A 12,361-nucleotide genomic window follows, 5' to 3' on the forward strand; every position below is an offset into this window, starting at 1 on the left:
CGCCGCCGCCGGCCGCCGCGCCGACACGCTGACGCGCAACGCTGCGCGCGTCTGATCGAGATTGCACTGCACAAGAGCCCGGCCCAAAGCCGGGTTTTTGCATTTCGTGGAGACACATCGGCGATTGCGATTATGCATCGCGCGATCTGTCTCACCTATCGCGCGCGATCAGCGTTGCATGTTGCGGATCATCCTTAGGGACGCATTGTGACGGCGCGCAACGTGCATAGATTGTGGGCTTGGAGCCGGGCTCGGCTCCGCACGCAGGGACACATTTCAAGACTTGAGTTGAGGTCTTGAGTTAAGGTCTGGCCTTGAAGGCTTGGCTTAAAGGCATGGATTGAAGGCTTGGGTTGAATGAACGGATCCACGCAGGCGCATTCCGACACGCTGTTTCGTCCGATGACCGATCCGTTCGGCCGGACGATCCGTTACCTGCGCGTCTCCGTGACCGACCGCTGCGACCTGCGCTGCTTCTACTGCATGTCGGAAGACATGACCTTCCTGCCGAAGGCCGATCTGCTGACGCTGGAAGAACTCGACCGCCTGTGCTCGGCCTTCGTCGCCAAGGGCGTGCGCAAGATCCGCCTCACCGGCGGCGAGCCGCTGGTCCGCCGCAATGTGATGGGCCTGGTGCGTTCGCTGTCGCGCCACCTTTCGACCGGCGCGCTCGACGAATTGACGCTGACCACCAACGGTTCGCAGCTCGCACGCTTCGCACAGGAGCTGGCCGATTGCGGCGTGCGCCGCGTCAACGTCTCGCTCGACACGCTCGACCCCGTAAAGTTCCGGGCCATCACCCGCTGGGGCGACATCGACAAGGTGCTCTCGGGTATCGAGGCGGCGCGATCGGCCGGGCTTGCGGTCAAGATCAACGCGGTCGCGCTGAAGAACATGAACGAGGACGAGATTCCCGCGCTGATGGAATGGGCGCATGGCAAGGGGATGGGCCTGACCTTGATCGAGGTGATGCCGATGGGCGACATCGGCGAGGGCCGCATCGATCAGTACGTTCCGCTGTCGCTGCTGCGCGCGCGGCTCGAGAAGCACTATACGCTGACCGATCTTGCCGACGACACCGGCGGCCCTGCCCGCTATGTCCGGGTCGCCGAGACCGGCGGCAAGCTCGGCTTCATCACGCCGATGACCCACAATTTCTGCGAATCCTGCAACCGGGTGCGGATCACCTGCACCGGCACGCTGCACACCTGCCTCGGCCACGAGGACGCCTCCGACCTGCGCCGGCCGCTGCGCGCCTCCGACGACAACGATCTGCTGTCGGCGGCTATCGACCGGGCGATCGGGCTGAAGCCGAAGGGGCACGATTTCATCATCGACCGCCGCCACAATCGCCCGAGCGTCAGCCGCCACATGAGCGTCACCGGCGGCTAGTTCAAAGCCCGCTGCCGACGCCCTGCGCCGTCCCCCGATTACCAAGGCGGGACAACGATTTGCCGCGCCGTCAATTTGCCCATTTTCCGATTGACGGCGTTCAACGGCGCTGATTTGGTGCCCCGGCTTTCACGCTCGCCTGGCCGGATAGGCCGCTGCCCCCTGTCGGCTACCGCCGACGATCCGGTAGCCAAGAGCACCTAACAACGGCGGAAGCGGATTTCGGGGGAGGATGAACGTTTGCAACTGCTCCTGAAGGTGAGCCGTGGCTCCGTGCGTCTGCGTGCGGCGGCCAGATGATGCTTGAAAAGATATTCGGCGCGCAGATCGCGCGGCCGTGGAGATCGTGATGCGCCCATTGTTGGCACTCAGTCAGGCCATCGACCGACTGAACGAGAAGATCGGATACGTCTGCAACCTCCTCGTCCTGCTCGCCTGCCTGGTCAGTGCCGGCAATGCCATGATCCGCTACGCGTTCAGCTACTCCTCGAACGGCTGGCTCGAGGCGCAGTGGTACATGTTTGCGATCCTCGTGATGTTCGGCGCCTCCTACACCTTCAAGCGCAATGAGCATGTCCGCGTCGAGATCCTCTATCTGATGCTGTCCGAACGCGGCCAGCTCTGGCTCGACTTGATCGGCACCCTGTTCTTCCTGATCCCCTCCTGTCTGCTGCTCGCCTATCTGTCCTGGCCGTTCTTCCACCAGGCCTATGCGGTCGGCGAGATGAGCGGCAATGCCGGCGGCCTGCTGCGCTGGCCGATCAAGTTCGTTATCCCGTCCGGCTTCGTGATGCTTGCGTTACAGGGCGTCTCCGAGGTGATCAAGCGGATCGCCGCGCTGCAAGGCTATGTGACGATCGACGCGAAGTACGAGAGGCCGACGCAATGACGATTACGCTGGAGATGATGCCGCCACTGATGTTCGGCGGCCTGATCATTGCAATGCTGATCGGCTATCCGGTGGCGTTCACGCTCGCCGCGGTCGGCCTGTCGTTCGGGTTTCTCTCGATCTATCTCGGCTTCTTCGACCTCAACTTCCTGCAGGCGATCCCGGGCCGCATCTTCGGCAGCGTGCTGTCCAACGAGCTCCTGCTCGCGATCCCGTTCTTCACCTTCATGGGCGCGATATTGGAGAGATGCGGGCTCGCCGAGGACATGCTGGATTCGATGGGCCAGCTGTTCGGCCCGATCCGCGGCGGCCTCGGCTATTCCGTGATCATCGTCGGCTTCATCCTCGGCGCCATCACCGGCACGGTGGCGGCGCAGGTGATCGCCATGGCGCTGATCTCGATGCCGGTGATGATCCGCTACGGCTACAATATCCGCTACATCACGGGCGTGCTCGCGGCCTCCGGCACCATCACGCAACTTGTCCCTCCCTCTCTCGTCCTGATCGTGCTCGCCGACCAGCTCGGCAAATCGGTCGGCGACATGTATCTCGGCGCCTGGGGCCCGTCGGTGTTCCAGATCCTGCTGTTCGCCGGCTACACCTTCCTGCTCGGCATCTTCAAGCCGAGCCATGTGCCCGCGGTGCCGATCGATGCGCGCACACTGACCGGCTGGGCGCTGTGGAAGAAGTGCCTGCTCGGCATCATCCCCTCCGCGGTGCTGATCTTCGTCGTGCTCGGCACCATGATGATGGGCCTTGCGACCCCGACGGAAGCAGGCGCCATGGGCGCGGTCGGCGCCATCGTGCTCGCCGCGATCCACCACAAGGATTTCAGCGCGACCGGCCGCAAGGTGCTGATCGTCGGCGTGATCGCAGGCGGTATCGGCACCATCATCGCGATGCTCTACAGCGAGAACCTGATCTTCAGGCTCGCCTTCGCGATCACCTATCTCGCGGTGGTCTGGATATGCCTCGAGGCCGTCAAGATTCCGGACCTGCGCGACCTGATCAAGCAGGGCTACGAGACCACCATGCGCATCACCTGCATGGTCACCTTCATCCTGATCGGCTCGACCTGCTTCTCGGTGGTGTTCCTCGGCGTCTCCGGCGGCGTCTGGCTCGAGCACCTTCTGACCTCGCTGCCCGGCGGCGTCTGGGGCTTCCTGATCTTCATCAACCTCTTCATCTTCTTCCTGGCGTTCTTCCTCGACTTCTTCGAGATCGCCTTCATCATCCTGCCGATGATCGCGCCGATCGCGCAGAAGGTGCTGGCGCCGGTGGTCGGCCCCGACGCGGCGCTGATCTGGTTCGGCGTGATGCTCTGCGTCAACATGCAGACCTCGTTCCTGCATCCGCCGTTCGGCTTCGCGCTGTTCTATCTGCGCGGCGTGGCGCCGAAGGAAGTGAAGAGCTCCGACATCTATTGGGGCGCTATGCCCTGGATCGGGCTGCAGGCGATCATGGTGGCGCTGGTGATCGCATTCCCGGTCGTCGTCACCGGACTGCTCGACAAGCCGCTCGATGTCGACCTCAACAAGGTCAAGATCGAGGTGCCGCAGATCGAACTGCCGCCGCTCGATTTCGGGCAACCGAAGCAGTAGCCGGCCCCAGCTTCTTCAGCGTGCCCCGGCGGAAGCGGGGCACGCTGGACCCGTTGACGGCGGCATCGAGTCCTGTGAAGACGCGGGGATACGGATCGCCCTCCAACTCACAGACCGCCGCCATGCCCCAATCGCATCCCGCCCGCTCGTTCGTTCGCCCGCTCATCGCATCCCTCGGCCTGGCATCCCTCAGCCTGGCGTTTGCCGCTGCCACAGCGCATGCGGCGCCGGCGGCCGACATTCGCGCACTGGCGCAACAGGAGCAGCAGCCGCTGCTCGATACCCTGCGCGACCTCGTGCAGATCGAATCCGGCAGCAAGGACATCGAAGGCCTCAACCAGATCGCCGCGCGCATCGCCGGCCAGCTCAAACAACTCGGCGGCACGGTGGACATCCTGCAAACCACCGACATCTACCGGCTGGACGACACGCCGGAGAAGATCGGCCCTGCCGTGCAGGCCGTCTTCAAGGGCACGGGCAGCGCGAAAATCATGCTCATCGCGCATATGGACACGGTGTATCTCAAGGGCATGCTGAAGGATCAGCCCTTTCGCGTCGATGGCGACAAGGCTTACGGCCTCGGCATCGCCGACGACAAGCAGGGCATCGCCACCATCATCCACAGCGTGGCGCTGCTGCAGAAGCTGAACTTCAAGGATTACGGCACCCTCACGGTGCTCATCAATGGCGACGAGGAGATCTCTTCGCCCGGCTGGCGCAGCACCATCACCCGCATCGCCGCGGAGCAGGATGCCGTGTTCTCGTTCGAAGGCAGCGACGCCAGCGGCACGCTCCGCCTCGCCACCAGCGGCATCGGCTCGGCCTACCTCACGGTGCACGGCAAGTCGTCGCATGCGGGCGCCAGGCCTGAAGGCGGCGTGAATGCGCTCTATGAGCTGTCACACCAGCTGCTGCAGATGAAGGACCTGTCGAAGCCCGAGCAGGGCCTGAAGCTGAACTGGACGGTTTCCAAGTCCGGCACCAACCGCAACGTGATCCCCGCCGAAGCCACCGCGCAGGCCGATGCGCGTGCGCTCAAGGTGTCCGACTTCGACGAGCTCGAAAAGGCCTTGCAGGACAAGATCCAGAACCGCCTGCTGCCCGACTCCAAGGTGGACGTGAAGTTCGAGGTGCGCCGCCCGCCGCTCGAAGCCAACGACGCCTCGCGCCGCGTGGCCGGCCACGGCAAGACGATCTATCAGGACCTCGGTATGCCCCTGAACGTGGCCGAGCGGGCCACGGGCGGCGGCACCGACGCTGCGTTTGCCGCCCTCAAGACCAAGGGAGCCGTGGTTGAAGGCATGGGCCTCTCGGGTTTCGGCGCGCACTCCAACGATGCCGAGTACGTGCAGATCAACAGCATCGTGCCGCGCCTGTATTTGACCACGCGCATCATCATGGACCTGTCCGACGGCCAGCTGAAGTAAGCCGGCCGGCCCGCGGCACGACAGCTGCCGCAGGCCGAGCCTCTCACGCGGTCGCCGGCTCTGCCTTGGCGAGGCGGAAGCTCAGCGTAAACTGGGCACCGCCCGACGGCAGGTTCTCGACCTTGATCGTCGCGTCGTGATCGTCGACGACGCCGCGGACGATCGAGAGCCCGAGCCCCGCCCCGTCCGTGCGCTGGCGCTGACGATCGCCGCGCCAGAAGCGCTGGAACACCAGGCCCTGCTCGGCCGGCGCAATCCCTGGCCCGCAGTCGCGCACCTGCACCGAACCGTCCTCGTGCACCTCGACATCGACCGAGGTCGCGTCTGCCGTGTACTTGATGGCGTTCTCCGCCAGATTGAAGATCGCGCGCTGCAGCATCTCGGCATTGCCCTTGACCCGCACCGGACCGTCGGTGCCGCGCAGCGCGATGTCCTTCTGCTGCGCCAGCGCATAGGGCGCGATCGAGCCGACCACCTCGGCGCACACGGCGCGCAGATCCGCGGTTTCGCCGGGGTCCAGCACCAGCGTATCAAGCTCGGCGATCTCGAGCAGCTGGCTGACGATACGGCTCATGCTCTCGATGTCGGCATGCAGCTCCTTGGTTCCCTTGCCCACATCCAGTGTCTCGATCCGGGTCCTCAGGATCGCGAGCGGAGTACGCAGCTGGTGCGCGGCATCGGCGGTGAACTGGCGCTGCACGTGAAACCCGTCCTCCAGACGATCGAAGGCCTGATTGACGGCGGTCACCAGCGGCAGGATTTCGCTCGGAATCCCCTCCGTCGGCAGACGGATGTCGGTCCTGGCCGGCCCGATACTCCTGGCCTCCTCCGAAGCCCGCAACAGCGGAATCACGGCGCGGCGGAAGATCAGGATGTCGGTCGCCAGCAGGATCAGGAGGATCGGGATCGTGATCCAGCCGACCCGCCGGAAGAAGTTGGAAACGATGTCATCGATGATGACGTCGCGATGCGACAGGTCCTCGGCGACCTGGATGCGCAGTGTCTGGCCACCGACGAGCTTGGTGGCGCTGGCGCCGGAGATCCGGTCGGCCAAGGCCGGCAGTCGCGCGCGCCGCGATGCGACGAAAACAGCAGATTGTCGTCCGCATCGTAGATGTCGTAGCGATAGCGCCCATAGGCGTCGGAATAGAGCCCCCTCAGGCTGTCCGGCAAATTGAGCTGTACCTTGCCGGCGGAATCGACCACGAGGTTCTGGCCGAGATCGGCGGCCTGATCGCGCATCGCTTCGCGATGCAGCTGGTTGATCTCCGAGTTCAGCAACCACAGCAGCAGCAGTGGCAGGAAGATCGCGGCGACCGCGACCGCCACGATGTGCAGGAACACGATCCGGGAGGTCAGCGACGTGAAGCGGAACACCCCTATTTCTCCTCCGCCATCAGATAGCCGACGCCGCGAATGGTGTGGATGATGACCTTGGCGCGATGCTCGGTGAGCAGCTTGCGCAGCCGCGACACGTAGACCTCGACCGCATTCGAGGCGACCTCGCCCGACAGACCGAAGATGTGGTCCTCGACATTCTTCTTCGGCACCACGCGCCCCTGACGCCGCAGCAGGATCTCGAGCACCGACGTTTCACGCGCGGAGAAAACGTGCGGAGCACCGTCGACGAACACCTGCTTGCTCTCGGTGTCATAGACCAGATTGGCGAGCTTCAGCGATGAGCCGAGCAGCTGGCCGGGCCGGCGCAGGATGGCTTCGAGCCGCGCCACCAGCTCTTCCAGCGCGAACGGCTTCGCCAGATAATCGTCCGCACCGCTGCGCAGACCGTTGACCCGATCCTGCAGGCCGTTGCGCGCGGTCAACACCAGGACCGGCAGCGGGTCGGTCTTGCGGCGCAGCTCCGACAGCACCGACAGGCCATCACCGTCAGGCAGACCGAGATCGAGGATCATGGCAGCATAGGTGACGCTGCGCAGCGCATCACGCGCCTCGGCAACGCTGTTGACGATATCGGACTCATATCCCGCCGCCACCAGCCCGCTCGCGAGCAGCCGCGAGAGCTCGAGATTGTCCTCGACGATCAGAAGGCGCATCGCAGCAGTCCCGTTTTCATTCGATCGGTCTTCCGATTGCACACCTTGTTGCGATGCGCCAGCCAAGCGACAATTCCGCAACAGATCGCGCGTTGAGCAATCCCGATGTGCAAACGATACGCATTTAAGCACAACGCCCGGATTGCCGCTAACCGCGCTAGATTTTGGCTACGCGCGACCGCTCCTGTCCCCACGCAAAATAGATAAACCGGCCTCCGCCGCAACCAAATTCGCGCGCCGGGCGCGCTCTTGAAAACGGGCAAATGTAAGGCTGGCGTCAGCTAGCCCTGATAATCGTTCATCTGCTCTCACCGGGAGATCGACGATGGCCCACCATGCGGCAGGACCTCGTCTCTCGCGCGGGACTTTCATCCAGTATTGGCGGCGGGCGATGTCATTTCGAATGAAGCATATGGGCTTTGCGGCGATGCCGGTGCTGGCGGCGCTTCTCGCCGGCGCGTGGCTCGCGACGCGCGCCGATGGTGTCGTGAACGCCAAGGCCGCGCAGGAGACCGCGCCGCAGGACGTCAACGTCGAGCTGCAATACGTCGCGCTGAGCGACAAGCAGGCGGCTTCCCTGAAGATCATGGCCGCTGAGCAGCGTTCGTTCCGGACCCTGAAGAACGCGGTCGGCTCGATCGACTTCAATCAGAACATGCTGGTGCAGGCGTTTACCTCAAATCCCGGCAGGATCGTCGACACGCCGCTCAATGTCGGTGACGAGGTTGCGAAGGGCGACAGGCTGTTCACGATCGACAGCCCCGATCTGCTGCAGGCCGAGTCGTCGCTGCTCGCCGCGGCCGGCGTGCTCGAACTGCAGACCAGGACGCTGGCCCGGGTCAGGCAATTGCTGAAGACCGGCGGCGGCGCGCAAAAGGACGTCGACCAGGCGACGTCGGACCAGCAGACCGCCGAGGGCAATTACAAGGCCGCGCGCGACGCGGTGCGCATCTTCGGCAAGACCGACGCCGAGATCGACCGCATCGTCGCCGACCGCAAGGTCGATTCCATCCTGGTGGTGCCGAGCCCGATCTCCGGCCGAATCATTGCCCGCAATGCCGCGCCGGGACTCTTTGTGCAGCCCGGCAATGCACCGGCGCCCTATTCGCTGGCCGACATCTCGACAATGTGGATGGTCGCCAATGTGATCGAGACCGATGCTCCCTCCTACCGGATCGGCCAACCGGTAGAGGTCCGGGTGCCGGCCTACCCGAACGAAGTGTTTCGCGGCCGCGTGACGACACTCGGCCTCAACATCGATCCGAACTCGCACCGCCAGCTGGTTCGCTCGGTGATCGACGATCCCCAGCACAAGCTGCGCGCCGGCATGCTGGCGAGCTTCACCATCGAAACCGAACCGCCAAAGCTGTCGGTAAGCGTTCCGCTGGACGCCATCGTGCGCGAGGGCGACGGCACGATGACGGTGTGGGTCACGACCGACGGCCGCAAGTTCGACCGCCGCACGGTGACGATCGGCATGGAGCAGGACGGCTGGCGGCAAATCCTCAACGGCCTCGCAGCCGGCGAGAAGGTCGCCTCCACCGGCGCGATCTTCCTCAGCAACAAGTTCGCCAACGCGGCCACCGGCTAGCGCGCCAGCCGCAACGCTGACCGCGCCCTCGTCCGCTCAAGAGTAAGTGCAGCACCTTGATCAAGAGCCTCCTTCAATTCGGTCTGACCCGAAGCGCCGTCATCGTGCTCGGCCTCGCCGTGTTCTGCGCCGCCGGATTCGCTGCGTTCACCAAGTTGAACATCGAGGCCTATCCGAACCCGGCGCCCGTCATCCTAGAGATCACGGCCCAGGCCGCCGGCCTCTCCGCCGAGGAGATGGAAAAATACTATACGATCCCGATGGAGGTCGGGCTGTACTCGACGCCGGGCGTAGTCAACATCCGCTCGACCTCGTTCTACGGCCTGTCGTTCGTGCGGGTCACCTTCAAATACGGCGTCGATTATTACTTCGCGCTGTCGCAGGCCACCAACAACCTCACGCAGAACGTCCAGCTCCCCGGCAATCAGATCCCGCAGATCCAGCAATCCAGTCTGGTTGGCGAGATCTACCGCTATCAGCTCGTCGGTCCGCCGAATTTCGGCCTGACCAATCTCAGGACCTTGCAGGATTACGTCGTCGCCCGCCGGCTGACGACGATACCGGGCGTGGTGCAGATCAATGCCTGGGGCGGCACCACCAAGCAGTTCAATGTCGACGCCGATCTCGCCAAGCTCGAAGCCTACAACATCACCGTGCCGCAGCTGATCAGCGCGCTCGGCAACGCGAACATCAATGTCGGTGGCCGCGAAATCGCGATCGGCCAGCAATCCGTCAACATCCGCGGCATCGGCCTGATCAACTCAGGCGGCGATGACGATATCACCAGGGGCTACCGGGTCCGCGACATCGAGAACGTCGTCCTGACCCAATCCAACGGACTGCCGATCCAGATCAAGGACGTCGCCAAGGTTTCGGTCGGCTATGTGCCGCGGCTCGGCATCGCCGGCAAGGACAGGAACGACGACGTCGCCGCGGCGATCGTCGTGATGGGACGCACGCAGCACACCAACGACATCGTGCCGAAGGTCGAGGAGGAAGTCGCCAAGATCAACAGCGACGGCACCCTGCCTCCCGGCGTCAAGGTGGTCCCCTATTACGACCGCACCTCGCTGGTCAGCGTCACGACCCACACCGTGCTGCACAATTTGATGTTCGGCTGCCTGCTGGTGTTCGTGATCCAGTGGGTCTTCCTCGGCGATCTGCGCAGCGCGCTGATCGTCAGCGCCAACATCCCGTTCGCGCTGTTCTTCGCGATCATCATCCTGGTGCTGCAGGGCGAGGACGCCAATCTGCTGTCGCTCGGCGCCGTCGACTTCGGGATCATCGTCGATTCCGCCGTCATCATGATGGAGAACATCTTCCGCAACTTCCAGTCCAGTCCGGAGAACCGGCTCCGGGTGCTGCAAAACCTCGCCGAGGGCTACTGGGGTGGCGATCCCACGACGCGCAACGGCCAGCCCGCGCCGGGCTGGACCGAGCGACTGCGCATGATCTTCGTCAGCGCATTGCAGGTCGACAAGGCGGTGTTCTTCACCGCGGCCATCACGGTCACCGCGTTCGTACCGCTGTTCACCATGCAGGGCGTCGAAGGCCAGATCTTCGGACCGATGGCGCGAACCTACGGCTACGCACTCGCCGGCGCGCTGCTGGCGACATTCACCGTGACGCCCGTGCTGGCATCGCTGCTGCTGCCGCGGCATATCGAGGAAACCGAAACCATCATCGTGCGCTCGCTGCGCAAGGCGTACACGCCGGTGCTGCGCTGGTCGCTGACGCATCTGAGGGTCGCGGTCGCAGCCGGCATCATCTTCCTCGGACTGAGCGGCCTTGCCGCAAGCCGGCTCGGCAGCGAATTCCTGCCCGCGCTCGAGGAAGGCAATTTCTGGATCCGCGCCTCGATGCCGCCGACCATGTCGCTCGACGCAGGCACCGAGCCGACCCGCAAGATGCGCGAGATCCTGTTGCGTCACCCCGAGATCATCACGGTGGTGTCGCAGCATGGCCGCCCCGACAATGGCAGCGACGCCTCTCCATTCTCCAATGTCGAGCTGTTCGCGCCGATCAAGCCGTTCGACCAGTGGCCGCCCGGCCTGACCAAGGAGAAGCTGACCGAGGAACTGCAAAGGGAGTTCGACGAGGAACTGCCCGGCGTCACCTTCAACTTCTCGCAATACATCCAGGACAACGTCGAGGAGGCGCTGTCGGGCGTCAAGGGCGCGAACTCGGTCAAGATCATCGGTCCCAACCTCGCCGTGCTCGAACAGCTCGCGACCAAGGTCGCGCAGGAGATGGCCAAGATCCGCGGCGTCGCCGATCTCGGCATCTTCCACCTGGTCGGGCAGCCCAACCTCAATATCAAGGTGAACCGCGAGAAGACCGCGCGCTACGGTCTCAATACCGGCGACGTGACGACCGTGGTCCAGGCCGCGCTCGGCGGCACCAGCGCGACGACGGTGCTGGAGGGCGACCGGCAGTTCGGCGTGGTGGTGCGGCTCGATCCGAAGTTCCGCCAGAGCATCGATGAGGTGCGCGAGATCAAGGTCGCCTACCAGACGCCATCCGGCACCAACGCCTACATCCCCTTGAGCGAGCTTGCCGACATCTCGCTCGATACCGGCGCGTCGTTCATCTACCGCGAGCGCAGCCAGCGCTACATCCCGATCAAGTTCAGCGTGCGGGGCCGCGATCTCGGCAGCACGGTGGCGGAAGCGCAGACGCGCGTCGCCGAGGCCGTGCAGCTTCCGACCGGTTACCGCATGATCTGGTCCGGCGAATTCGACAATCTCGAAGCCGCCAAGGCGCGCCTGATGATCGTGGTGCCGGTGACGCTGCTCTTGATCTTCGTGCTGCTCTACAGCCTGTTCAACTCGCTGCGCGACAGCCTGCTGGCGCTGGCCGGCATTCCGTTCGCGGTCGGCGGCGGCCTGATCGCGCTGTATCTCGCCGGGCTCGATTTCTCGATCTCGGCCGCGATCGGCTTCATCTCGCTGTTCGGCGTCGCCGTCATGGACGGCATCCTCAACATCACCTATTTCCGCGAATTGCGAGCCTCGGGCATGAGCATCGCGGAGGCGGTGTTCAACGGCGCCGAGCAGCGCATGCGGCCGATGCTGATGACCGCGCTGTCCGCGGGCGTCGGCCTGTTCCCCGCCGCGCTGTCGCATGGCATCGGCAGCCAGGTGCAGCGGCCACTCGCGACCGTGGTGGTCGGCGGCATGTTCATCGGCCCGCTGCTGCTGCTGATCGTGGCGCCTGCGCTGCGCAAGATCTTCCTGTCGCGCGAGCCTGTCGCCTCTCCCGACCAGGCGACTGCCACGGCACCGCCCGAAGCGGCGCATGAAGGGGGCGCCTGATGTCCGAGATCGCCGCAAGGATTGTTACCGCGCTCGCGCGGCGCGGAAGGCGCGCGCTGCGTCCGGCGCTTGGCGTGGCGCCGCCGGGCTGTT

7 protein-coding genes and 1 pseudogene are annotated in these 12,361 nt (G+C 64.5%); 6 read left to right on the forward strand and 2 right to left on the reverse strand.

Features of this window, described 5'->3' with window-relative positions:
* The first annotated feature begins 357 nt into the window (after positions 1-357).
* The 4 genes from moaA (at position 358) to H8B02_RS38500 (ending at position 5,309) form a co-directional block, all read left to right on the forward strand.
* Entirely contained in the window at positions 358-1,392 is a 1,035-nt protein-coding gene (gene moaA / locus H8B02_RS38485) for a GTP 3',8-cyclase MoaA (protein WP_050400281.1), read from the forward strand.
* Positions 1,393-1,741: 349 nt separating this feature from the next.
* Entirely contained in the window at positions 1,742-2,281 is a 540-nt protein-coding gene (locus H8B02_RS38490; protein WP_092127299.1) for a TRAP transporter small permease subunit, read from the forward strand.
* The gene (locus H8B02_RS38495; RefSeq protein ID WP_229170963.1) at positions 2,278-3,882 is read left to right on the forward strand and encodes a TRAP transporter large permease; all 1,605 of its coding nucleotides are present in this window, start codon (positions 2,278-2,280) and stop codon (positions 3,880-3,882) included. Before H8B02_RS38490 ends, H8B02_RS38495 begins: the two co-directional genes overlap by 4 nt.
* Before the next feature lie 122 nt (positions 3,883-4,004).
* Complete coding sequence (locus tag H8B02_RS38500) at positions 4,005-5,309, forward strand: M20/M25/M40 family metallo-hydrolase (RefSeq protein WP_229170966.1); 1,305 nt, start codon at positions 4,005-4,007, stop codon at positions 5,307-5,309.
* 43 nt (positions 5,310-5,352) lie between these two features.
* On the opposite strand, the pseudogene H8B02_RS38505 reads toward H8B02_RS38500, so the two are convergent.
* Together H8B02_RS38505 and H8B02_RS38510 are read right to left on the reverse strand one after the other, a co-directional pair.
* Positions 5,353-6,686: pseudogene (locus H8B02_RS38505) on the reverse strand (sensor histidine kinase).
* 2 nt (positions 6,687-6,688) lie between these two features.
* Positions 6,689-7,363: a response regulator gene (locus H8B02_RS38510; protein ID WP_092125557.1), complete on the reverse strand. Its 675-nt coding sequence runs from the start codon at positions 7,361-7,363 to the stop codon at positions 6,689-6,691.
* Between the two features lie 391 nt (positions 7,364-7,754).
* On the opposite strand from H8B02_RS38510, the gene H8B02_RS38515 reads away from it, so the two are divergent.
* Both H8B02_RS38515 and H8B02_RS38520 read left to right on the forward strand, forming a co-directional pair.
* Positions 7,755-8,954, forward strand: coding sequence for an efflux RND transporter periplasmic adaptor subunit (locus tag H8B02_RS38515; protein ID WP_229170964.1), 1,200 nt, complete (start codon positions 7,755-7,757; stop codon positions 8,952-8,954).
* Between the two features lie 56 nt (positions 8,955-9,010).
* The gene (locus H8B02_RS38520) at positions 9,011-12,268 is read left to right on the forward strand and encodes an efflux RND transporter permease subunit (RefSeq protein WP_229170965.1); all 3,258 of its coding nucleotides are present in this window, start codon (positions 9,011-9,013) and stop codon (positions 12,266-12,268) included.
* Positions 12,269-12,361: the final 93 nt, after the last annotated feature.

The sequence above is a fragment of the Bradyrhizobium altum genome, assembly GCF_020889705.1.
GTDB classification, from domain to species: domain Bacteria; phylum Pseudomonadota; class Alphaproteobacteria; order Rhizobiales; family Xanthobacteraceae; genus Bradyrhizobium; species Bradyrhizobium altum.

Bases quoted from the DNA above. Each gene is read 5' to 3' on its own strand.
- moaA (WP_050400281.1), top strand. From the start codon at position 358: ATGAACGGATCCACGCAGGCGCATTCCGACACGCTGTTTCGTCCGATG.
- H8B02_RS38490 (WP_092127299.1), top strand. From the start codon at position 1,742: ATGCGCCCATTGTTGGCACTCAGTCAGGCCATCGACCGACTGAACGAG.
- H8B02_RS38495 (WP_229170963.1), top strand. From the start codon at position 2,278: ATGACGATTACGCTGGAGATGATGCCGCCACTGATGTTCGGCGGCCTG.
- H8B02_RS38500 (WP_229170966.1), top strand. From the start codon at position 4,005: ATGCCCCAATCGCATCCCGCCCGCTCGTTCGTTCGCCCGCTCATCGCA.
- H8B02_RS38510 (WP_092125557.1), bottom strand. From the start codon at position 7,363: ATGCGCCTTCTGATCGTCGAGGACAATCTCGAGCTCTCGCGGCTGCTC.
- H8B02_RS38515 (WP_229170964.1), top strand. From the start codon at position 7,755: ATGTCATTTCGAATGAAGCATATGGGCTTTGCGGCGATGCCGGTGCTG.